Origin of the sequence: Alteraurantiacibacter buctensis (genome assembly GCF_009827655.1) — a bacterium.
GTDB lineage: Bacteria > Pseudomonadota > Alphaproteobacteria > Sphingomonadales > Sphingomonadaceae > Alteraurantiacibacter > Alteraurantiacibacter buctensis.
Genome location: NZ_WTYV01000003.1, coordinates 94,206 through 116,715 on the forward strand (window position 1 = coordinate 94,206; position 22,510 = coordinate 116,715).

General features: G+C 61.2%; 23 protein-coding genes. 8 read left to right on the plus strand and 15 right to left on the minus strand.

From position 1 onward, the window contains the following. Window positions 1-245: 245 nt before the first annotated feature. Window positions 246-548, minus strand: a complete 303-nt coding sequence (locus GRI99_RS09310; protein WP_202393022.1) for a HigA family addiction module antitoxin — start codon at window positions 546-548, stop codon at window positions 246-248. Then, on the minus strand, window positions 538-828 hold the full coding sequence (locus GRI99_RS09315) for a type II toxin-antitoxin system RelE/ParE family toxin (protein WP_160771788.1): 291 nt from the start codon (window positions 826-828) through the stop codon (window positions 538-540). Before GRI99_RS09315 ends, GRI99_RS09310 begins: the two co-directional genes overlap by 11 nt. Before the next feature lie 119 nt (window positions 829-947). Between GRI99_RS09315 and GRI99_RS09320 the strand changes: the two genes are divergently transcribed. Continuing rightward, entirely contained in the window at window positions 948-1,580 is a 633-nt protein-coding gene (locus tag GRI99_RS09320) for a tyrosine-type recombinase/integrase (protein ID WP_160771789.1), read from the plus strand. A gap of 103 nt (window positions 1,581-1,683) precedes the next feature. Here GRI99_RS09320 and GRI99_RS09325 read toward each other — a convergent pair whose 3' ends face one another. The 3 genes from GRI99_RS09325 to GRI99_RS09335 form a co-directional block, all read right to left on the minus strand. Next, a complete protein-coding gene (locus GRI99_RS09325) occupies window positions 1,684-3,306 on the minus strand; it encodes a hypothetical protein (protein ID WP_237438255.1) in 1,623 nt (540 codons plus the stop codon). 217 nt (window positions 3,307-3,523) lie between these two features. Next, complete coding sequence (locus GRI99_RS09330; protein ID WP_160771791.1) at window positions 3,524-3,862, minus strand: WYL domain-containing protein; 339 nt, start codon at window positions 3,860-3,862, stop codon at window positions 3,524-3,526. A 96-nt stretch (window positions 3,863-3,958) separates the two neighbouring features. Then, window positions 3,959-5,296 (minus strand): Ivy family c-type lysozyme inhibitor, encoded by a 1,338-nt coding sequence (locus tag GRI99_RS09335; RefSeq protein ID WP_237438256.1) that lies wholly within the window; start codon window positions 5,294-5,296, stop codon window positions 3,959-3,961. Window positions 5,297-6,220: 924 nt separating this feature from the next. Here GRI99_RS09335 and GRI99_RS18475 point away from each other — a divergent pair. The 5 genes from GRI99_RS18475 to GRI99_RS09360 all read left to right on the plus strand — a co-directional run bounded on the left by GRI99_RS18475 (window position 6,221) and on the right by GRI99_RS09360 (window position 8,481). Beyond that, complete coding sequence (locus tag GRI99_RS18475) at window positions 6,221-6,514, plus strand: hypothetical protein (protein ID WP_202393023.1); 294 nt, start codon at window positions 6,221-6,223, stop codon at window positions 6,512-6,514. A gap of 232 nt (window positions 6,515-6,746) precedes the next feature. Next, on the plus strand, window positions 6,747-7,172 hold the full coding sequence (locus GRI99_RS09345; protein WP_046903468.1) for an organic hydroperoxide resistance protein: 426 nt from the start codon (window positions 6,747-6,749) through the stop codon (window positions 7,170-7,172). Beyond that, window positions 7,169-7,639 (plus strand): MarR family winged helix-turn-helix transcriptional regulator, encoded by a 471-nt coding sequence (locus GRI99_RS09350; protein ID WP_046903469.1) that lies wholly within the window; start codon window positions 7,169-7,171, stop codon window positions 7,637-7,639. Before GRI99_RS09345 ends, GRI99_RS09350 begins: the two co-directional genes overlap by 4 nt. A 129-nt stretch (window positions 7,640-7,768) precedes the next feature. Beyond that, window positions 7,769-8,038 carry a hypothetical protein gene (locus GRI99_RS09355; protein WP_046903470.1) on the plus strand — a complete coding sequence of 90 codons (270 nt, stop codon included), beginning with the start codon at window positions 7,769-7,771 and terminating at the stop codon, window positions 8,036-8,038. A gap of 65 nt (window positions 8,039-8,103) precedes the next feature. Then, window positions 8,104-8,481: a hypothetical protein gene (locus tag GRI99_RS09360; RefSeq protein WP_063612560.1), complete on the plus strand. Its 378-nt coding sequence runs from the start codon at window positions 8,104-8,106 to the stop codon at window positions 8,479-8,481. 422 nt (window positions 8,482-8,903) lie between these two features. Here the strand turns inward: GRI99_RS09360 and GRI99_RS09365 are convergent, their stop codons facing one another. Together GRI99_RS09365 and GRI99_RS09370 are read right to left on the minus strand one after the other, a co-directional pair. After that, the gene (locus GRI99_RS09365; protein ID WP_087910621.1) at window positions 8,904-9,362 is read right to left on the minus strand and encodes an ion channel; all 459 of its coding nucleotides are present in this window, start codon (window positions 9,360-9,362) and stop codon (window positions 8,904-8,906) included. Window positions 9,363-9,433: 71 nt separating this feature from the next. Next, window positions 9,434-9,979: a sensor histidine kinase gene (locus GRI99_RS09370; RefSeq protein WP_082347913.1), complete on the minus strand. Its 546-nt coding sequence runs from the start codon at window positions 9,977-9,979 to the stop codon at window positions 9,434-9,436. Here GRI99_RS09370 and GRI99_RS09375 point away from each other — a divergent pair. After that, window positions 9,978-10,178, plus strand: coding sequence for a hypothetical protein (locus tag GRI99_RS09375; RefSeq protein ID WP_174539186.1), 201 nt, complete (start codon window positions 9,978-9,980; stop codon window positions 10,176-10,178). The genes GRI99_RS09370 and GRI99_RS09375 overlap by 2 nt on opposite strands. Before the next feature lie 218 nt (window positions 10,179-10,396). Here the strand turns inward: GRI99_RS09375 and GRI99_RS09380 are convergent, their stop codons facing one another. Beyond that, the gene (locus GRI99_RS09380; protein WP_160771792.1) at window positions 10,397-10,816 is read right to left on the minus strand and encodes a hypothetical protein; all 420 of its coding nucleotides are present in this window, start codon (window positions 10,814-10,816) and stop codon (window positions 10,397-10,399) included. A 49-nt stretch (window positions 10,817-10,865) separates the two neighbouring features. Further along, a protein-coding gene (locus GRI99_RS09385; protein ID WP_160771793.1) for an IS3 family transposase occupies window positions 10,866-12,217 on the minus strand; the annotation gives its coding sequence in 2 pieces (ribosomal slippage) (window positions 10,866-11,879 and window positions 11,882-12,217; 1,350 coding nt in all). A gap of 110 nt (window positions 12,218-12,327) precedes the next feature. Between GRI99_RS09385 and GRI99_RS09390 the strand changes: the two genes are divergently transcribed. Beyond that, complete coding sequence (locus GRI99_RS09390) at window positions 12,328-13,608, plus strand: mechanosensitive ion channel family protein (protein WP_230832551.1); 1,281 nt, start codon at window positions 12,328-12,330, stop codon at window positions 13,606-13,608. A 21-nt stretch (window positions 13,609-13,629) separates the two neighbouring features. On the opposite strand, the gene GRI99_RS09395 is transcribed toward GRI99_RS09390, so the two are convergent. From GRI99_RS09395 to GRI99_RS09420, 6 genes are read right to left on the minus strand one after another with little or no spacing between them, the layout of a single operon-like run. Next, window positions 13,630-15,111 (minus strand): phospholipase D-like domain-containing protein, encoded by a 1,482-nt coding sequence (locus GRI99_RS09395; RefSeq protein ID WP_191229312.1) that lies wholly within the window; start codon window positions 15,109-15,111, stop codon window positions 13,630-13,632. Between the two features lie 29 nt (window positions 15,112-15,140). Next, window positions 15,141-15,530 carry a hypothetical protein gene (locus tag GRI99_RS18480; protein WP_046903475.1) on the minus strand — a complete coding sequence of 130 codons (390 nt, stop codon included), beginning with the start codon at window positions 15,528-15,530 and terminating at the stop codon, window positions 15,141-15,143. Between the two features lie 32 nt (window positions 15,531-15,562). After that, entirely contained in the window at window positions 15,563-16,801 is a 1,239-nt protein-coding gene (locus GRI99_RS09405) for a patatin-like phospholipase family protein (RefSeq protein WP_063612557.1), read from the minus strand. Then, window positions 16,782-18,269, minus strand: coding sequence for an efflux transporter outer membrane subunit (locus GRI99_RS09410; RefSeq protein ID WP_053833465.1), 1,488 nt, complete (start codon window positions 18,267-18,269; stop codon window positions 16,782-16,784). Before GRI99_RS09410 ends, GRI99_RS09405 begins: the two co-directional genes overlap by 20 nt. Window positions 18,270-18,272: 3 nt before the next feature. Continuing rightward, window positions 18,273-21,413: an efflux RND transporter permease subunit gene (locus GRI99_RS09415; protein WP_160771794.1), complete on the minus strand. Its 3,141-nt coding sequence runs from the start codon at window positions 21,411-21,413 to the stop codon at window positions 18,273-18,275. A gap of 3 nt (window positions 21,414-21,416) precedes the next feature. Then, window positions 21,417-22,457, minus strand: a complete 1,041-nt coding sequence (locus GRI99_RS09420; RefSeq protein WP_160771795.1) for an efflux RND transporter periplasmic adaptor subunit — start codon at window positions 22,455-22,457, stop codon at window positions 21,417-21,419. Between the last annotated feature and the right edge of the window lie 53 nt (window positions 22,458-22,510).

Below are 22,510 nucleotides of genomic sequence, written 5' to 3' on the forward strand. Positions count from 1 at the left end.
GGGAAACCAGACAAGCCTGAGGTCTGCCCTCGCGCCAATTGCCCTTGTTCAGTAGGCACAGTTTCACCGCAGCATTGCTGCCGTCGGCCCAAAGCGCCGACCCCGTTACGAAACTCGACATATCGCTGACCAGGAACAGCGCATGCTGCCTACCCGATCTTAGCGACCACTGTCGCATGCCGAATGTCGGCATTCCCCCGTCGCCCGGCTGAGAGAAGACGGTCCAAAATCGGCCCAGAAGCCGCTCACGCAGCCTTTGCGAACTTATCGACCTTGATGTCGCCTTCGTGCTCGCGAGCCTGAGCAAGCTCGTAGGCCGTCTGCATCCGTAGCAGCGTATCGGCCTTGACGCCGAAGGCCTTCTCGAACCGGATCGCCATATCCGCTGACAGGCTGGCATTGCCGTTGAGCAAAGTACTCAGCGCCTGGCGGGAAACGCCAAAATGCTCGGCAAGAGCCGTGACGCTAACCCCGGCAGGTTCGACAATCTCGCTCTTCAGCCAGTCACCCACATTGACGGCGAGCGACGGGTGCATCTTAAGCGCCATGATAATCCTCCAGATCCATATCGAACAGTGCGCCTTCATCATTCACACCGAATGTCATGCGCCAATTGCGTGTTACGGTCATCGACCAGGTGCCCTTGCGGTCTCCGGTCAGTTCATGCAGGCCAAAGTTGGGCGGGACCGATAATTCGTCCAGACCTTCGGCGGCATCGATGAATGCGAGCATCTTGCGTAGTCGGCCTACATCGCCAACCAGGCCCTTGGCATTGCCGGTTTCGAAGAAACGCCGCAGACCCTTGTGCCTGATGCTCTGGATTTCCATACAGCATGGATAGTCTCAAGTCCGCAAATTGTCAAGTGTCGCGCGACACATTGCGGGAAGGTTGTTCATCCTGCCAGCGTCTGATCCGCCCCGGTCAATTCCGACCGTGGAGAACGACAATGGGATATTCGAGATATGATCCGGCCATGCAGCGCCGACCCGCCTGGAACGCTGGAAAGAATGTAGGGACCAAGCGTCCGCTCACCCAGAAGCAAATCTGGGCGATCCGCTTCCACCTCGATCGCGAGGGCCGGTTGCGGGACAAAGCGCTGTTCGACCTTGCCATCGACAGCAAGCTGCGGGGTTGCGATCTGGTCAAGATCAAGATCGGTGACGTAGTTGCGGGGGCCGACAGCCGTACCCGCGCAATCGTCATTCAGCAGAAAACCAATCGACCCGTTCAGTTCGAAATAACTGCCGATGTTCGCTCGACGCTCTTATCTTGGCTGGAGCGTCGGGGTGGATCAACAAGCGATTATCTATTCCCGAGCCGCGTTGATCCGGCGGGGCACATGAGTACGCGGCAATATGCCCGCCTGGTTGACGAGTGGGTGACGGCAATTGGCCTGAGAAAAGCAGAATACGGCACGCATTCGCTGCGACGGACGAAGGCCGCCATGATCTATCGAGCCACAGGCAACATCCGTGCGATCCAGATCCTGCTCGGCCACACGAAGATCGAGAACACAGTGCGTTATCTCGGCGTCGATGTCGAAGACGCCTTATTGCTGGCGGAACGAACGGAGATCTGAGGGATCGGGCTGCCGTGCACGTCGGTCGTGCACGGCCGCTTCAGATCACTCGGCCCCATGATCGGACAGTCCGGAAACGACCCGGTCCGGGACGATTATCGTCTCAGCAACCGCCTAACTGCATTGCCTCAAAGCTGTCCCTCTGGCCGCCATCCTCGAAATCGATACGCAGGTGAATGAAACCAAAAGAGGGTTCATTGGGATCGTAGAGCGCCTCCGCGATCCGATTGACGCTCATGCTGAGCGCTCCCTTGCGGAAAAGCCCCTGCGATCCCGGAACGGGTTCGAGGACCGTCGTCGTTCCGTTGTAGTTGACCTTCCAGCCGGACAGATTCCACCCGTCGGGATGCCTGATCGAAGTAGCCACGCTGGTCGCGAACAGCGAGTGAACCTGGGTGCGGACATGGGCAAAGGCCTGATCCACGCTTGCGGGCATTCGGCCATTGGCGGGCAGGAAGTAGATATCCGTGGAGCAACCGCTGTCCGAATCAAACTCGCCCTCGACGGGCGCCAGGCGGTCGTGCAGCACGACCGCGCCGGTCACCCCGCTCGCTCCGAGCGTTTCGCGAAAAGGTTCCCTGACTCCACCGAGGACGACAGCATCGAGCGGGAGCTCCACTTCGTAAGGCCCCTCGGCATAGCTGCCCGCAGTATAGGCAAGTGCAGTCAGTTCGAGTTGGATTTGTCCCCGGGCATCCTTCGCAAAGCCGATCTGCAGCCTGTCGAAATCGGGGCAGGATCGGTTCTGGTTCGTCCCGCGCTCACGCCGCTGGGCCTGCAGCCCCGCGCAATATTCACGTCGCATGCGTCCGCTCCAAAGTCCGGCATCGAACACGTCGGTCCAGGCGATCTCCCGCCCCGCCTCGGCATCCCACAACAGTGCCCCGAGGAAACCACCCTGCGGACGGTTATTGGTGTAACCGGAAATGGCAATCGGCATGAGCCGCCCCAGGTCGCCCAGAGCGGACCAGCTGTAACCGGCCATATCGCGAATCTGCGAGGGCGTATTGTAGTCCTCCTGCCAGCGCTTCTGGTCCTCCAGCGCCGCGCTTTTGGCCCGAGCAAAGAGTTGCGGATTGTCGCGGATCGCGGGGTCATAGGAGAATTCGTAGTCGAAGTTCGGAAAGGTGTATTCCTCGACAATCGAGACATGGGTCATGCCTTCATATTCGTAGCTGCGCTGGCTGACTGATACCGGGATATTCTGACCCACGGCCAGCGAGCCCGCCGCCGAAGACCCGGAAGTCGGTGTTGCAAGGGGGACAGACTGCGGCGCGACCTGCGTCGGCCCATCGGGGCGGATCGCGGCGGGTGGTGCAGGAGGAAGCACGCCGGATCCGGCAGGCGCAGGCGCCGCTCCACCCAGAGGCATTCCGGGCCTCATATGTGCGGGCACGCCCGGCAGCGGATTAGCCGCACTAATGCCCATGCTCGCCAGGGTCGCTTCACCGATGCACTGTGTCTTGACCTGCCAGAAGCGGCCATAGCTCGCCTGGTCGACCGGCTCCGACTGTCCGTCATCCCGGAAAAGCGAGACCAGCTGGGCATTGCTGACACCCGCTGCCCGTGCTTTCGTGATGGTGCAGGAGCAAGATGCTGGCTGCGACATTTCGGTTGCACGGCAGGCTGCCTCCAGCGAACTGTCCTGAGAGGTCTGTGAATGACTGGGCAGCGCCGCAAACATCGCAAGCCCTGCTGCCGAACCGAGTATGAACCTTGTCCGCATTGGCGTGCCCCCTGTTCGTGCGCCCTTGCGATTTACCTTATCAGACCCTTGCATTGCAGGACAATGAAACGCGCTCGGTATTGAGAGCGGTCCGGCACAAACCGGGTAACATACGGGGGTACGGTGGTTGCGGGGTGGGTAGCGGCGAAGAATACGAAGATCGAATGGCGGTTTTCATGTTCGCATCGCTGGAACCGGACAGTCGCCTTCCGCCCCATTAGCCGAGGTAGCCGTCTATTACGCTCATAATGGACTGCTCATCGGTGCCTGAGGCGATCTCGCTGAAGGAAGGTAATGGACTGAAGGATCGGTTGGAGGAAACTACTTCGGACATTCCCGTGATGTTGAAATTGCCCAGGTTCGCCTCTTCATCGTGTCTGCGGCTTTTATTGGGATTCAGGGCCCTTAGATAAACAGACTGACGGCGCACGAATAGCTCATGCGGGCACAACTCGATCTTCGCTCCATTGTATGTGGCGGCGATCATCTGCTTCGCCTGAATAGCGTGCGCAATGACCTCCATTGCGGTCGATTTGTCGGTTGAAGTATGCTGCATTGCACAAATATGGACGTGCAAGGTCAATGCGACAAGGCTCTCTGTGACAACCTGGCGACAACGCAACAAATATGCGCTGGGGCGCGGACGTCCGGACTATAGCCTCACGCACTGGCGCAGAGTTGCGCGAACAGTCGCGGGCGCATCCGCCAGGGAGGCTTCGCCCTCCAGCCTGCCATCGATGCGCAGATAGACCATGTCCCTTTGCGTCATGAGCAGCGGGACCAGTTGCGTGCCGGTGATGCCGCCCACCCAATAGGTTCCGGCATTGTTAGCCCGCTGAACCGGGATATTCACCAGCCGTCCGGCAAAGTTCCAGGTCATGGTGCTGCGCGCGCCATTTGCGGGCTTGTTCAGCAGCATGGCCATGTAGGGGCGGCCATTCTCGCAATAGAGTGTCAGCGATATGATGCTCGGCGAGGCCGCTGCCTCGACATAGGCGACAGGCACGCGGCCACTCACGGGCAGCACTTCCCAGGGCGTGCCCGGCGCGGCATTCGCGCTCTCGCCGGGGCTGCGCGCCAGCATATCGCGCACTTCCCGTGGTTCCGGCAGGCGTCCGCTTGCCGGGGCATAGACAGTGAGCTTGCCCTGTTCCCACAGTCCCACCTGCACCGCGCGTTTCACGGGGTCGATGGTCACATAGGCCTGATCCTCCCCGCCGCGATGAGGGGCATTGCCCATGATATAATAGAGTCCACCCTCGCTTTGCAGGGGCGTGACCGCGGACAGGTTTGCCTCCAGCACCGGCATCTTCGCGCCAAGGGCTGCGCGCAGGGCCGCGGCAATCGTGCCCTTGTCGAACAGGTCGATGTTGTCCTCGGAATAGGCGCCGGGATAGCGGCCCACCAGTGCAGCGAGATTGGTCCATTCCAGAGGCGTACCCGCCACCGGGGCAGGGGCTGCGGTGCTGGCGGGCGTGGCCGGTGCAGCTGTGCTGCCGGTTCCGGCGCAGAGCTGATACTCTCCCGCAAGCGAAGCATGGAAAGGATCGAGCCGCTGGCCGGGCTCTGCATTGGCTTCAATGAGGAGGGCGCCGGGCTTCTCATCGTAGTTCGCATAGAGGAGCACAGGCCCCATATCGCTACGGCTCTGCGGGAATGGAAAGAAGGCGAGAGAAATGCCTTCATAACTCATGCCGAAAAAACTCACGGCATACTCCAGCCGTGTGACCTGCACAGTGCGGCCACTGGAGGTAAAGGCCATGCCGGCATCGCTGATCGTCACGCGCGGTTCGCGTGAACAATCTCCGCTCCGTGCATAGCTACCATAAATGTGGTCAACGCCCTGATCCTTGAGGCCGTTCACGGAAAGCGCCCGCGCAGAGACCGGGAGCATCAGCGCCCCAACCAGCAATGCCGGACCGAACATGTTGCGCATCAGCTCACCTCCAAGCCTGTCTTCAGGGATTCGGCGACCCAGCCATTTGGTCAACCAAATTTATGCAGGTCAGCTTATGCCGTGTCCATATGCTTCGAGCGTCAATATTGATGCCGAAACCTGGAATTCGCACGACGCGCCAGCAGGCTACGGTCGTTCCGATTCCCTGTTGACTCAGTCAGGCTGACCGAGCCATCGCATCCATTCCTGCCCAATCAAACCAGAGCAATAGCCGCAATCCGGGGCCTTGCCGAAAGGCGGCTTTCCGTGGCCAACACTCGAAACCTGACAGTCGTCTTTCGGCCCAATTGCGGGCGGTCATGTTGCGATCGACGAAAGACCGAATGTGGGCCGGTTGCTGACTGTCTGCTTTGGGCAGGCAACCAATGCAAATCGGCCATTTTGCTTCCGACCCCATGGCAGACCACCCATGTATGCCCAGCACCTGTTCAATGGCAGCCGTTTGTCGTGTCTCTACAATACATCAGGTAGCAGAAGCCCATGAAGTTCATCACTCTCAATCGCGCCTCGACCCTTTCCGTTGGGCTGAGCTGGCCGGGTTTCCGGCTCGTGAAGCAGCAATGCCGCTCGACCATACGCGCCTAATCGATACTTCTTTGCGCTTGGCGCAGATGCCATTGCCCGCTTCGTTCGCGACGGCTTCGTCTGGGTGGGTGCTGCATTTTCATCCAAGGTGGCCGCAGAAGCGCGCGCGATCCTGTGGGTGGCCACGGGATGCGATCCCGATGACTCGACCACCTGGACCCGGCCCGTCTCGAGCGGTTCGATCAGGCTCCGTTTCACGAAGCGGCAAACACAACCGCCCTGCATACAGCATTCGACCAGCTTGTGGGCAAAGGTCGGTGGCTGCCGCGGGGCGGACTCGGAACATTTGCTGTTGGCTTTCCATCTGCCGAAGAACCTGGAGACGACGGGTGGCACATCGAGGTCAGCTTCGCTTATGAGAAGCCCGACTTCATGGAGTGGCGGGCCAATGTGCACCGCAAGGGCCGCGCCCTGTTGATGCTGTTCCTATTCTCGGATGTGGGTATTCACGATTCCTCAACGCGCATTCGGGTCGGCTCGCATATCGATACAGCGCGACAACTCGCACCGGCCAAGGAAGCCGGTCTGACCCTTCGAGAGTTGACCTCGGACGGATTCGCCGGATCGGCCCATCGCCTGGAGCAACTGGCAACGGGTCCGGCCGGCAAGGTGTATCTGTGCCACCCTTTCCTCGTGCATTCTGCATATAAGGATTACGGTAAGTAGCCGCGCTTCATTGCGCAGCCGCCACTGCTACCGCGTGAGCCGATCAGTCTCGAGCGTTCCGACAATAGCTACTCGCCGGTCGAGAAGACTATTCTGAGGGCTTTGGGCAGGTGACGCGGTCAGAATTTGACGCAAAGGCGTGTCTGCCAGCATGACGCGCCTTGCAAATTATATATTGCGCACAATATAATTGGATACTATTTATCCTGCTGTCTAACCGTAAGGAGCTAACATGAAAAATCTCTACAACACTCGCGTTAACGCCTATGGTGGCCGCGCCGGAAAGGTCAAAAGCGAAGATGGCATTCTCGAGCTCGACCTCGCTCTACCGAAGGAACTCGGTGGCAAGGGCGACGCGACTAATCCCGAGCAACTCTTCGCTGCTGGTTATGCGGCTTGCTTCGAAAATGCCGTGATCCATGTAACGCGGGCACAGACCGACAAGGTGGGTGACGACGACATTGAAGTCTCCTGCCAGGTCGGCCTCTTGCCGAATGGTAATGACGGGTTTAATCTCGCTGTCACACTGGATGTCGAAATTGCCGGGGTCAATCAGGCAAAGGCTGACGAGATCGTGAAGAACGCCCACGCTGCTTGCCCCTATTCCAACGCAGTCAGCGGAAACGTCGATGTGAAAATTAATGTGTTCGCCCAATGAATGACGGAGTGGCAGCAGCACAGGACCCGCGCGATCCCTTGTTGCTCGATCGACAGGTTTGCTTTCCCCTTTATGCTGCCACCAACCTCCTCAGCCGCCTCTATGGCCCTGTTCTTCGGGAGCTGGGTCTCACCTATCCGCAATATCTGGTCATGCTGGTATTATGGGAGAAAGAACCCCAGACGGTGGGCTCCCTCGGCGCGCGGCTTTACCTCGATAGCGGAACTCTCACCCCTCTGCTGAAGCGTATGGAGGCCGCCGGCCTGGTTCGACGAACACGCGATCCGGAAGACGAGCGCCGAGTGGTTATCGAACTGACCGAGAGTGGAAAAATACTGCGCAACCAGGCAGTGTATGTTCCCGAAACCCTCGCGAGGGGGCGCAAATCCGAAGGGATTGACGAACTGCGGGACAGCGTGCGCAGGCTTGTCGAACTGCTTGCGGAGCAAACCGGCTCGAAGAGGTGAAGCCTCTCAGCAGGTGTCGCACGTCTGCGAGGATTGCCTGTCCGATCTTCGTGGGGCGTCCACTGGGACGCTTGGCGATAGTCGAGCGACCTTGCGATGCAGTTCGTTTCCTCTCGCCCGCCCGCGTAAATGAGGACTGCCGACCCGACTTTACAGACCTATCTCGACCGCAATGTCGCCGGTGCCACTCTACTGGTGGCACCCGAGACCGGACAGCCAACATCGGGCGATCCGATCGAAATCGTCCTGACCGGCCCCGACATGTTGAAGCTGCAAGAGCTGTCGCAGGACGTGCAGGCGCTGCTGGAAGACGAGGTTGGCGTAGTCGACGTTCGCGACAATCTCGGCAGCATCAAAGGTGAGATCGCACTTCAGCCAAACCGCGAGGCTTTCCGATGAATCGGCAAGGTCAGAGACGTCGAGCCGTTCCACCGACCTGGCTCTTGCCGATATCCCGTTCAACCATGGCCGCCGCATTTCTGGAGAATGGCCAGGCGCGGACTCTGTGGCTGTCGGGCGTTCACCGGAGAAGTGCCACGAAGGCCGATGCCAAGATCCTTGCCGGACAGGATCTGGACTATTCGCTCGACCCCTTTGATGACCAGAGCTTCTACCGGTCGGCCGCGCGTTCGCGCAATGCCGCGCTGGAAGTTACCGTGGGCGTGTCGCCCAAGGCCTCGCGGGTCTGGCTTGGCAAGGCAAATTCAATCGAAGGGTTTGCCGCTTCGGCGGCGCTGCTCATCAACGCTGTCGCGGCCGCGAAGCAAGGAACCGCCGAGCCATTCCGCTTTCTCGCAACCCCGGTGCAGGCGCTCGACCCTGCACAAGTCAAAGGCGGATAAAGACCGAACCCAGGTCGCTTTGTTGCCACCGTTCGAGATGTCCTTAAGCCCAATCCATCTCCGTTAAGCCGACTAATCCTATTGTCCGATATGGGCATCGCTCCGACGCCCTCGAACCGACGTCCGCTTTCGGAACGTAGCCCTCAATGCTCGGATGACTGGGATGAGAGGGCGAAGCCGACCTGAGCGCATGCCATGCGAACATCTGCTTCTGGCGAACCGCCGAGTTGGTGGTTAGGACCGACATTAGAGTCGCAACCCGCCATTCCACTTTTGACCATCCAGTCTACGCAAGCGCCAAGCCCCAGACTATTTGTCGAAACCCGGGCGGATCGGCGTTTTCTACTTGGACAAGGCGATGCGGGTAGAGTGGGCAGGCACAATCGTTTATGCTAGCCAAAGTGAGCCGGTTCTGTACGAAGTCATTCTGCCGTCGAAATGTGGGATCGCGTCGAACTGCCTTTCTCCTCGCGCACCTGACCCACGAATTCGAGAAGAAACGCAGTGCTCAAACCGAACATGACGAGGCCGTTGGCAGCCACGATCGCAGACAGCAGCCGCACATCCTGCGAGAGGATAACGTCGCCGAAGCCTAGCGTCGTCAGGGAAACCGTTGCGAAATAGAGCGCCGGTTCCAGCGCTTCGAAGGCACCCAATACAATAAACAGGCCCGCCCAAATCCAAGCCGCCAGCGTGATAGCGAGCAGCATCCATATCGTAGAAGCGGCAAGAAGCAAGGTCGCTCCAAAGCGTGTTGTTCGCGTGCGAGGCGGCGTGAAGCGATCATCGACTGAGAAGGCTATTGCGGCAAAACACGCTTGCATGATGATGGTAAGTGCAACGGTCACCGTTCCGATCGCGAGTTGAGCGACGATACTCATCGTTGATGATCCTCAATTTTATCAATTTGATTTACTCCTCCGATTATTATCAGTCTGCAGTGGAGTCTCGCTCATTCTGAGCTTCTACCCGCCGACAACAGCACGACTTGCACATGCAGTCCTCGGCCCGGCTTGGACCGGAACGAGACGGAGCCGCCTATGGCTTCGGCAAGTCCGCAGACGATCGCTAAGCCAAGGCCGGCTCCGCCCGTCTGTCGATCGCGTGACGGATCGAAACGGGCATAGGCCGTGCCTAACGTCAGTTGTTGGTCGGGCGCAACTCCCGGGCCATCGTCCTCAAACGACCAGCAGGTCTTACCGCCATCCGAAACATTCCTTACCGTGACGGTCGAGGCGTGGCGCAGGGCATTATCGACGAGGTTATCAAAAATCCGTCCGAGCGCGGTGGGATCACCCAGCACATGGCTTGCCGGCGAAAGGTCGAGGCCGATGCGGTCCTCATCTGAATGCAGCGCCAATAGATCACCAGTCAGAGCCGTAAGGTTGACCTCCACCGTCGCCCAGACCGCGGCGTCGCTCTCTTTATAGTAAGAGGGCGACGCTGCGCTTCGTGAAAGTTTTGAGGTCAGGAGAGAGGCTCCCGACCGGCCCGTCATGGAGAAAACTCATGGGCTCCGCCGCGAACCCGAACTGCCCGATCATCTCGATATCGCACGAGAAACGCCGGACTCGTTACCGACCGGCGAGTTCGCGATTTTCGAGGATGACCCGGATGAAGCTGCGCGCGCATCGGCCTTGCGGCGACGGATGCAAGGGCTGGCGCGACAGGCCTCGCAACCCCGACGACGGCATTGATCTGTAGGAGATCGTGATGCGAAGCGTTACTAAGGGTTTATCGAGACGCTCGGGCGGCGGTACGCCTCTGGCAGAACATTGCTCGACGAGATTCCAGAGCACATTGAGCCGGGGCCATCTTCTGGACACTCCGATCACGATGAATCCGAAGGATACTGAAATATCTTTAGGTTCAAACCAATGCAACGAAGTTACTGATTTATAAGATATGCGCCAGCTTACCGCCCATTCGTCGAAAAGACGACGCCAGTGCGAAGTGCAGCCATCACGAAATCAAGTTCCTTGTCCAGGCTGACGGATTCGCTGCCATGATATTCGGGACCCATGCCCCTCAGTATTTCATAATTCGGCAAGGAGAATAATAAGTCGAAGACTATCTTAGCGATCGCCGGGAAGTCTGAGAACGCAATTTCTCCGTTTGCGTAGCCGTCCTTTAGAATTTGGTTCATAACGCCGGTAACGTCAGCCACGGCTTTGGCCCTGATCTTGTTCTGCAAATCGGGGCGGTAATTGGCAAGCCATGTCAGCAAGGTCTGTATGCCGCGGCCTTCTGCGGTGAGCGAGGCTTCTAGAAATTTATGCGCAACGGCTTCCAGGCGCTCGCGAATGGGGCTGTCCGTCGTCAGAACATTTGGCACAACTCGTGGCGTAGATCAGCGGAGTGTGGGCCTCGTCTCGGATTGATGTTTAGGCGGCGAGCTTGCAGTGTTGCAAGCGCCGATGTTCGAGTGTCTTTCGCTTGATCCTTTCTCTTCGTTTGATGATGGCGGCAGCCCTGCCGAAGTAGGCATCGGCGGGTGTCACATTGTCCAGGCTCTCGTGGTAGCGCTGGTGGTTATAGTGCTCGACGAAGGCCTCGATCTGCTGTTCGAGATCGCCGGGCAGGAAGTAGTTTTCCAGCAGCACGCGGTTCTTCAGGGTCTGGTGCCAGCGCTCGATCTTGCCTTGGGTCTGTGGGTGGAAGGGTGCGCCGCGCACGTGGCTCATCTTGTTGGCCTCGATGTATTCGGCTAGTTCGCCAGCGATGTAGCTGGGGCCATTATCGCTGAGCAGGCGGGGCCTGTGCAGCACGTTGGCGTGATCGCAGCCTGAGGCTGCTAGCGCCATATCGAGCGTGTCAGTGACGTCCTCGGCTCGCATGGTGCTGCAGAGCTTCCATGCAATGATGTAGCGCGAGTAATCGTCGAGCACGGTCGACAGATACATCCAGCCCCACCCGATGATCTTGAAGTAGGTAAAGTCGGTCTGCCACATCTCATTCGGGCGCGTGGTCTTCGTGTGGAACGCCTCTGCCGCCTTGATCACCGTATAGGCCGGGCTGGTGATGAGGTCGTGGGCCTTGAGCAGGCGGTAGACCGTGGCTTCGGACACGAAGTAGCGCTTCTCGTCGGTGAAGCGCACCGCCAGCTCTCTCGGCGATAGCTCGCTGTGTTCCAGAGCCATGTCGACGATCTGATCCTGAACCTCGGGCGCGATCCTGTTCCACACCCGGCTCGGCGTCGATGGCCGGTCTGCCAGCGCTTCGGGCCCGCCTTCAAGGTAGCGATCATACCAGCGGTAGAAGGTCCGGCGAGCAACGCCGAGCTGGTCCAGCGTGCGCTTGGCGGGCAGGTGCGATTGCTCGACGATCCGGATGATCTCGAGCTTCTCGGATGCGGGGTATCTCATTCGCCGCCTCCCCCATCCGCGATCATGCTTTTTTTGAGCAAGCGGTTCTCCAGGGTGAGGTCGGCCACGCACTCCTTCAGGTCGCGGGCCTCACGGCGCAGGTCCTTCACCTCGTCCGTGGTCGCAGCGCGGGCCGTGTCACCGGCGAGGCGACGCTTGCCAGCCTCCATGAACTCTTTGGACCAGGTGTAATACAGGCTCTGGGCGATACCCTCGCGGCGGCAAAGTTCGGCAATGGAGTCATCGCCTCGTAGCCCATCGAGCACGATCCGGATCTTGTCTTCCGCTGAGAAGTGTCGGCGGGTCTTGCGGCGGATGTCCTTTACCACCTGTTCGGCGGGCTTTTTGGACCTTGAGGATTTGGGCTTCATCTTCGTTCCTTCGTCACTACGACGAAGCCCAAATCCTCCTTAAATCACAACCTCAAATCTGTGCCATTGGCGCTGACGGGGGACAGGGGACGCTCCTGCCTTTCGGTGCCTTGTCGAACGAAGCGAGTGGGCGTCTCGACGATGAACTGCCGGCCGACACCGAAGAGGTAGGCAGGCTCGGCGGCGAGGAAAGTCTGCCGATCCTTCTCACCCGGACCGACAGCCCTGTCGGCAGCGAGGTCTGGGGGATTTCGCAGGAGACCGTTGAAGCTCTCGAAGCAGTGTCTGTGGCGGCGACAAATCCGGCTGAACCGGAAGACGGTGAAAGCGCCGAGGTGGCCGGAGCCCCGCTGCAGGACTGGGCTCTCTTGCTCGGGAGCGCAGCCGGCAGTTTCTTTCTCTACTGGCTTATATCGGCCGGACTTCTGGCCATCATGCGGCGTTTTGTGGCCGACCGCGAGAAAAGCGCGATCTACCGCTTCACGCAGGCCGCCTTGCCGCCGCTCAGCCTGTTTCTCGCAGTGGTGACCTTCCACCTGTGGACGGGCAGCATCGAGGCGTCCATCGTCGCGCGCCAGACCTTGCTGCGCTATATCGGTATCGTTGGCTGGGTAGCGCTTGCTTGGTTTGCGCTGCGCCTGGTCGATGCCATCGCACGCGTTGCTAGTGCCCGGATGGAACGCCGCCAGCGGCGGCAGGCAGTGTCGGTCGTCGTCCTGTTGCGGCGTACGGCAAAGATAGTGCTCTTCCTATTGGCGACGGTAGCGGTCCTCGACACGCTGGGGGTCGATGTGACCACGGGCATTGCCGCATTGGGCATTGGCGGCATCGCCTTGGCGTTAGGCGCACAGAAGGCCGTGGAGAATTTGATCGGCAGCCTGAACGTCATCGCAGACCGCCCTGTTCAGGTCGGAGACTTCTGCCGCGCGGGAGATATTGTCGGCACCGTAGAGGATATCGGTATGCGCTCGACGAGGATTCGCACGAATGAACGCACGCTCGTCACCATCCCGAACGGTGATTTTTCCTCCCGCGAGATCGAAAACTTCGCCAAGCGCGACCGCTTTCTCTTCAATCCCACGATCGGCGTCGAATACGGTATCTCCGCAGGCCAGCTGCGCCGGGCCGTGGAGATTATCGAGCAGATCCTGCGCGATCACCACCTGATTGAAAAGGATGGCCTCCGTGCTCGATTTGCTCATTTCGGCGAGAGCTCGCTGGATATCGAGATCTGGTCCTACATCATGGTTGCCGATTACGCGGAAAGCCGACTGATCCGGCAGGAACTGCTGCTGGCCATTTTCGAGAGGTTGAAGGCAGCCGGTCTCGCTATCGCCTACCCGACGCGGACGGTCCATTTGGTGACCCAGGAGAATGACGTCGGCGCGTAGGTCGCCGCGCCCAGATGGTATTCACAGCAGCCAATCGATCGGCGTTTTGCTGAGAAGGCGAGTGAGCACTCGCGACCACCATGTGGTTCCAGGCTCGGCCAGTTCACATTGACGGACATCGTCGCGCATGTCCATCCAGTTCAGTCGGCCTTTGTCATCCACGACGATTTTGTAGGAGCCGGACGCGATCATGGTATCGAAGGCGTGGTGCATCTGTGCCGCCAGATTCTCACTCTGGATGACGATCCCGAGCTCAGTATTGAGAGCGAAAGAGCGCGGATCGAAATTGAAAGAACCGACAAAGACCCGACGGCCGTCTACAGCGAACATCTTGGCATGCAGGGTGGCATTCTCGTTTGTGTTGCGCGGCGAAGGTCGACGCAGAGATTTGCGGGTGGTCTTGGGCCGGTCTCCAGGGGCAGGCATCTCATACAGACGCACCCCCGACTTCACGAGAAAATGCCGATGCTTTGCATATCCGGCATGAACCATAGCGACATCGGTCGAAGCAAAGGAATTGGTCAGGACGCGCACATCGACCCCGTTGCGTGCCATTTGCGCAAAGGCCCTGGCACCTGATGAGGTCGGCACGAAATAGCCCGAAACGACGAGCAATTCCCTTTCCGGTTGACCGATGAGACTCCTGAGGACGCTAGCCATGAGATCGCCTTGACGCGATTGTCCGAAAACCTTGGCGGGCCGATCGCTGACCAGCTCGACGGGCACCCATTCGAATTCAATCCGTCCGGCCCGCGCACGCTCAAGCAAAACAGATCCGGCGGCACGGCTTAGATAATCGGTCGCGGAGGGGCCGGAAACTGACCGCGTGAAATCAGTTGCCCCGCTTGCCGCGTACTGCTTCGGATCTTCCTTCACGATGCAGTCGATTTCGACTGCAGCGGGACAATTCCAGAACGCATCGAAACATTCGGAGACTTCTTGCACCACCGCGCCTACGCAAAGCGCATCCACATCGGCAAAAATCCCCTGCTCTCGGTTGGCGAAGTACTCGTCTCCGACATTACGCCCGCCGACACAGGTTATCTGATTGTCGACTGTAAAGCTTTTCGAATGCATCCTGCGATTGACGCGGTGGAAATCCAGCAGGAAATCGAGCGGCTTGAAGTGTCGGTTTCGAAACGGATTGAAAATGCGGATTTCGAAATTGCGGTCGCTGGCCAGCCAGCGCAATTTGCGGTCGAGGCCGGGAATGCCGTTATCGTCAACCAGCAGACGGACCCGTACACCCCGCGCTGCCGCTCTGCGCAAGTCTTCCAGCAGGAGATTACCGGTCAGATCGTCGCGCCAGATGTAATATTGCAGGTCGATCGATCTTTCGGCCGCGGCGATGAGTCGAGAGCGGATGGCAAACGCGTCTATGCCGTCCTCGACAAGTGCAACGCCCGTCAGGCCGGGATGGCCCACCGCGTGCTTAGCGACACTCAAGCCGATTGCGGAAAGTGCCGTATTTCCGAACGCATGAGAAGCTGCGCGCTGTATCATGAACGGAGGGTGCCGGTCGCGCATCCGCGTTACGGTGCGCTGTCGGGAGGCGTTGTCTGCGACGGAACAGCAGGGCCAATGTCCGGTTCTGTTCCGGTTAGTGCAACCGACCTGTTGCACAGCTTTCTCGTCATCTCCCGGTCGCGAGTCGGGTCTGTCACGACCGCGCGACCCGAAGTCTGGCCACGCATCCCCATGAGACCGCAAGGACCGGGATGGTCGCCGCCTTCCGCTTGCGGATCGGTCACGGCCTGTAAGACACGCAAAGTGCCGTGCTCGGCATCGCGACACGCCAGCAGCACGCGCACGCCTTTCATCGCCAGGTGCGGGGCGATCTCGTAGCCGGTGCCGCTATTGGCGCCGTTAACGACGGCCGGCCGTCCGGATTGATGGGGGATATCGGAAAAGGCGAAGCTCATGCGGTATGTTCGTCCCGGTGCCATGACGGGCGCTAATCCTCGGAACTCGTCGTTTCGGGCACGGCTGATGCGACAGTGTCCGGATCCGACGATGGCGGACTATCCTGCCATGCCTGTGCCCGACCGCGCTCCACGCCATAGTCGAACAGCGTGCGCATATAATCCTGCTCGAAAAGATCGTGCTCGTCCGCGTCGAAGTCCTGCTCGATAAAGGTCAAGTGATATCCGGCGCCGGTCGATCTCGCCCAGACATAGGCCGAGGCCACACGGTCCTGGAGGCTGGAGAAGAGCATCACCTCAAGCGTCCGCTTGGCGATGCTGGAGAGACCTGCTTCGATCAGCTCGAACTCGCCTGCCATCTTGCCGTTGACCAGCAGATACAGCTCCGTTGGGGACTGGCTGTCCCGCAGGATCTGGTCGTTCGCGACCGGCGGAGCGGCCATCAGGGTCGCAATGGTGCCGCCATCGACATGGAGTTCGCTGATTCGCTCTCCCTGCGCTTCCATCTCGATCAGCACCGGGGGGAACTGCACCGGGACGGAGCTGCTGGCGAGCAGGATGCGCCGGAAAAGGGCATAGCGACCGGGCGCATCACCGGCCGCGATCGCTCCCATGTCCCAGATCGCATTGCCGGGGCGGTCGAGGCTGACGGTGCCGACGAACAGGCGCCGGCCCTTGCGGTGCTCTTCGCCGATGGCATCGATCACCGCATCAGTGGCGAAGCGGGCGATTAGAGCCTCGAGCGGCCCGGTCGTCGCGACGCTGGTCGAGAACGGGATCGCCAACGCGAAGCGGTCCTTGTAAATGTCGTCGGGCGTGATCTCGGTATAGGCGCGTTTCAGCTCGTCGTCGTAGTCCGGCCCGAGCAGCGCGAAGGGGGCGATGAGAGCCCCGGTGCTGACTCCAGTGACCACGGCAAATTCAGGTCGCTTGCCGGTTTGCGACCATCCGTTGAGAAAACCCGCACCATAGGCCCCGTCATCCCCACCGCCCGACAGCGCGAGCACGCGCAGTGGCTCGCCCGGCGGTGGCGGGGCGATCGAGATCTGTGTCAACAGGTCGGGGGAATTGGCCCAATGGCGGATTTTCGGCGAATCCGGCGCGTGCGCGGCTTCGATCTGCGCGGCCTCGAACGGTTGCCGGTCGAAGCTGGCACAACCGCCAAGCAGCAATGCGGGGCCGAGCACTCCCAGGACGAGCGTTCGCACCAGGTCGATGGCCTGTCCCGGCATCATGGTCAGGCGGAGTTCTTTACGGGTTCGCATCGCCATCCTTCTCGGAAATCTCTGGGGGATCAGCCTCCGGCGCGTTCCAGCTTCCGCCGAGCGCCAGATTGAGCGTGACGAACTGCTCGCGTTCCATGCGCTCGATCGTCGCCAGATCGCTGCGCGCAGTGATCGCCTGCTGCCGGATCTGCAACACGTCAAGCAGGCTGCTTTCGCCGACCCTGTACCGCAGATCCTCGATCCTGAGCGCTTCCTCTATCTCGCGCACGCGGATGACGGCCGCGTCCCGGCGGCGGCGAAGCACCACGCCGCTGTCGAGCGCGGTTTCCACCTCCTCGAAAGCGGCCAGCGCGGCGCCGGCATATTGCGCGATCGCCGCGCGCAGTTCGGCATCGGCAATGTTTTCGCCGGCAGCCAGCGCGCCGCCCTGGTAGATCGGCGCCGCGACATTGCCGCCAATGCTGAACAGGGTCGCGGTAGGATCGAAGATATTTTCAAGGGCGTCCGACACCGCGCCCGCCAGCCCCGTGAGCGACAGGCGCGGCAGGCGCGCCTTGCTGGCCTGGTCCTCGGCATGCAGTGCGGCGGCGACGCGCCGCTCGGCCGCGACCAGATCGGGCCGCCGCTCGAGCAGCGTCGAAGGCAGCCCGGCAGGCGGCGGCGTTGGCATGGGCGGCAAGTCAATTCCCGAGGCGAACTCGGCCGCGGGATAGCGCCCGACCAGTAGTTCGAGAGCACGGATCGCCTCGCGCCGCGCGCCCTGTGCCCGTGCGAGAGCCTCGCGCGCCTGTTCGAGATTGGCGCGGATCAGTGCCAGATCGCCATCCATCGCGACGCCCTCGCGGACCTGCAGACCCACCAAGCGATGCAGATGTTCGAGCGTATCAACCGCTTCCTCGGCCAGCCCCACCTGCCGCGAAGCCTCGATCGAGACCAGATAGGCGCGCGCCACGCCCGCGGCAATCGATTGCCGGGCCGCGAAATAGTCGGCGCGGGCAGCCGCCTCGTTCTCGAGCGCGGCATACCAGCCATCGCTGATCCTGCCCCACAGGTCGATTTCCCAACTCGCCTGCGCCAGTCCCAGAAAGCTGGTGCTGTCATATTCGATGCTGGACGGCACCGGCAGTCCGGCCTGCCCGCCGATTTCGATATCATCGATCTCGATATGGCTGCGCGAACCCAGGCCGACCGCCTGAACGGCCGGACGCAGCCCGGAACGCGCCTGACGGGCAAGTGCTGCGGCGCGCTGGACCTGCGCCGCGGCGGCCTGAAGATCACTGTTCTTCTCCTGCGCTTCGGCCACGAGCGCGGCGAGGCGCGGGTCGCCGAAGGCGGCGACCCATCCGTCCGCGACCGGCCCTGCGGCATCGGCGACTGCCCGCCAGCGTTCCGGCAAAGGCGGCAGGGCCGCGCGGGCGGGTGCGACCGGACCATCGCCGACCCTGTCGGGATGCGAGCAGCCTGACACCAGCATCAGGCCGAGCAACATGGCGGTGAGAGGGACGATGCGCATGGTTCAACTTGCCCCCTGTGGCTCGGCTGCGGTCTCGTCAGGGCCGATCTTGAAGAAGATTGCATAGAGGACCGGCACCACGAACAGGGTCAGTACCGTCCCGAAGGCCAGCCCGAAGGCCAGGACCACGGCCATCGCCTTGAAGAAGGCGTCGAACAGCAGTGGGATGACGCCGAGTACCGTCGTCAGCGAACTCAGGATGACCGGGCGGGCGCGATCATAGGCTGCCTCAATGATGGCATCGAAACGCGGTTTGCCCTCGCCGATCTCGATATCCATCTGATCGACCAGCACGATCGCGTTCTTGATCAGCAGGCCCGAGAGCGAGAGCACACCGAGAATGGCGATGAACTCCATCGCTATGCCGGTGAAGAGCAGGCCGATGGTTACGCCGATGATCGCCAGCGGCACGATCATGAAAATGATCACCGGCTGGCGCACTGCGTTGAACAGCACGACTACCACCAGCACCATGCCGATGACACCGAGCGGGACCACGCCAATCAGCGAATCGATCGCCTCGGTGCTCGTTCCTTCCTGGCCGTCCCATTCGAAATGGTAGCTGGAAGGCAGTTCGATCGCCTCGACGTCTCCGCGCACGCGATCGAGCAGACGGTTGGCGGTTTCGCCCGGCGCGGGATCGGCCTGGGCGTTGATTGCCCAGCGCTGATCGATCCGCTGAATCTGCGAATGACGCCAGCGGGTCTCGAAACCGTCGATCACTTCCTGCAGCGGAAGCGAGGCGCCGCTGGCGCTGAACACCTGGATTGCTTCCATGTTCTGCGCGTCGCGCGTTTCGCTTTCGGGCGAGCGGGCGATGATCGGGATCAGGTCGTCGCCCTCGCGGAAGACGCCTATCGGACGGCCCGCGAACGTGCCCTGCAAGGCCTCGGCCACGTCCTCGCGGCTGACGCCAAGGCGACGCGCGCGCGTTTCGGAATAGAGCGGGTGGATGACCGGCACCTGCTCGCGCCAGTCATCCTTCACGAGGATGGCCGCTTCGTCCTCGGCGAAGACATCCTTGGCCTGCTGCGCCAGGCTCTGCAGAACCGCCGGATCGGGCCCCGAAAACTGCGCCTCGATCTTCGAGCCGCCACCCGGCCCCAGTTCGAACAGCCAGACCTTGGCGCGCGCTTCGGGGGCGTTCTTTTGCAAATAGGCATGCACATCTGCCTGCAGCCGCTCGAGCGTCGAGGCGTCCTCAACCCGCAGGATCATCTGGCCGAAGGAGGATGTCGGCGCCTCGGGCTGATAGACCAGCTTGTAACGCAAGGTACCCATGCCGACCACGGTCTGAACGTCAGTAACGCCGTCCATCGTCGCCAGATCCTCCTCAATCTCCTCCAGGTCGGCATTGGTCCGCTCGATATCGGTGCCCGCAGGCAGCCAGTAATCGACCATCAAATGCGGCGTGGTGGAGGCGGGAAAGAAACCCTGTTCCACGAACGCGAAGCCCACAAGGGAGACGGCGAACAACCCCCCGGTCAGGCCCATGGTACGCCAGCGATGGCGCAGCGCGCGCGCGAGCCATTCGCGATAGGCGGTGCCGATCCGGCCGGCTTCGCGCTGCGGGGCGGCCTCGTCCTCGAGACCGTCGTGGCCTGCATCGAATCCTGTCTCCCGATCAGTGCCGGAAGCGGCAGCATCCTCCTCCTTCTCGAACAGCCAGTTGGCGAGAAAAGGCGCTACGGTGACCGCGAAGAACCACGAGAACAAGAGCGAGATCATCATCACCCAGAACAGGTGATTGGTGTATTCGGCGACCTGCCCGGGGGCGAGGCCGATCGGGGCGAAGGCGATGATGCCGACCAGCGTGCCTCCTAGTAGCGGCCACAGCATCTGGCCCACGATCGCGCGCGCCGCCTCCAGCCTGTTTTTGCCCTGCTTGAGGCCGACGAGCATCCCCTCGACCACGACGATGGCGTTGTCCACCATCATTCCCAGCGCGATGATCAGCGCGCCCAGCGAGATGCGGTGCATCGGTATCCCGCCGGCATTCATCCCAGCCAGCGTCGCCGCGACGGTGAGCATGAGCACGGCGCCGATGACCACGGCCGAGCGCCAGCCCATGAAGATCAGCAGCGTGACCACCACGATGACGAGCGCCGTCGCGACATTGATCACGAAATCGCCGATCGCGTCCGACACCACCTTGCCCTGGTGGTAGAATTCGTGGATCTCGATGCCGATCGGGCGGTCGCTCTCGCTCGCGCGCAGCTTGGCTTCGATCGCCTCGCCGACCTCGACCACATTTGTGCCGGTCGCATTCGAGATGCCCATGCCCACCGCCGGCCTGCCATTGTAGCGCAGGATCTGCATCGGCGGATCGACATAGCCGCGCGTCACGCGGGCCAGATCGCCCAGTCTCACGACCGCGCCTTCCTGGCCGGTCATCACCGGCAGATCGCGCAATTCCTCGACCGAATCGATCTCGCCGGTGGGAACGATCTCCAGACGCTGGTCGCCGACGCGCACGCTGCCCGCTGCGACGACGGAATTCTGCTGTGCTAGATCCTGATAGACGCTCTGCACCGACAGCCCCAGCGCCGCGACCCGCTCGCGCATGATCTCGACATAGAAGGCCTCGCGTTGCTCGCCCGACAGCACCACCTTGCCCACACCCTCCACACCGCTCAGGTCGGTGCGCAGCTTTTCGGCATAGTCGTACAGCTCGGCCGGCGAATAACCATCGGCGGTTAGCATGTAGAAGATGCCGAAGACGTCGCCGAAATCGTCGTTGACGATCGAGGGACCTGCCCCGGGCGGAAGCAGCCGGGCGGCATCGGCCACGCGGTTGCGCAGCTTGGTCCAGACGATCTGGAGCTGTTCCTTGTTGCGCCCGAACTCGTACTTGATCTCCACCTCGATGCGCGACTGGCCCGCCTCGGAGGTCGAAACAATCTCCTTCACCTCCTGCATCTGCCCGATCTCCCGCTCGAGACGCTGGGTGACCTCGGTGGCGACCTCCATCGGCGATCCGCCAGGATAGGGTGTTACCACGACAGCGCGGCGGATGGTGAACTCGGGATCCTCGAAGCGCGGCAGCGACCCATAGGCCGCCATCCCGGCAACGATCGTCCCGATGATGACGAGCAGGATGAGCAGGCGATTCCTGATCGAGAAGACGGCGGGATTAAACGACATGGCTCAGTCCCGCTCGTAGGGGCGGACTTTCATCCCCTCTTCGAGATTGGCCACGCCAGCAGCCACTATCAGGTCTCCGCGGCCGATGCCGGCAGTTACAGGCAGCATTCCGCCTGCTCCCTTGCCTACGGTGACGCGGCGCAGCGCGATGGCTCCCGTCCTGCGGTCCACGCGCCAGACGAATGTCTTTTCGTCACGCCCAACGATCGCTTCCAGTGGCACAGCCGGCATCTCGGCATCATCGGTATCGAGCTCGACATGCAGTGTTCCCGTCATGCCCGGCAGGATCAGCGCGCCGGAAGGCGGATCGAACAGGAACGTCGCCTCGTAGGTGAGCGACTGACGCGTGGCGTCGGTGGCGAACGAGCCGAACCGGGCCGCGAACCGCCTGTCGGGAAGACTGTCGAGCGCGATCGCCGCGTTGATCGGGGCCCGCTGCTCGGCATTGGCAACGATGGACGAGGGAACCTGGACCACCACCTTGGCGGAACCGGCGGTCTGTAAGGTCACGACCGGCTGCTGCGGCGAAACATATTCGAACGGCTCGGTCAGTCGCCTGGCCACGCGGCCCGAAAAGGGCGCCCGCAAGACGGTCTTCTCCAACTGCTCGCGCGCATTGTCAAGTTCGGCTCGCGCAGTGTCGCGCTGCGTTTCGCGCTGAACGTGCACTGCCCGCGGAATCGCGCCTTCGCCGACCAGCGCGTCGGCGCGGCGGAATGCATCCTGTGCCGCCTCGTACTGTTCGCGTGCCTGGACGAGCTGGTTGCGCGCGATGGTCTGGTCGAGCTGCGCGATCACCGTGCCGGCCCTGACGAAATCGCCCTGGTCCACCGTCAGCCGGACGATCTTGCCCGGCACATCGAAGGTTAGATCCGAAGATGTGCTTGCCTCGATGATCGCGGGAAACTCGTAAGTCCTCGCCTGACCGCCTGCCGCCACGGTGTAGAGTTTGACCGGACGCCGATCGGCCTCCTCCGGAACGGGGGCGTTGTCACAACCTGCGATCAGACATGTGAAAATGAGCGAAACGAATATGCGCAGCATGAAGGGTTCGGGCCCAAAAATGGTTCGGCGCGAATCAGACTTTGACATGCGCC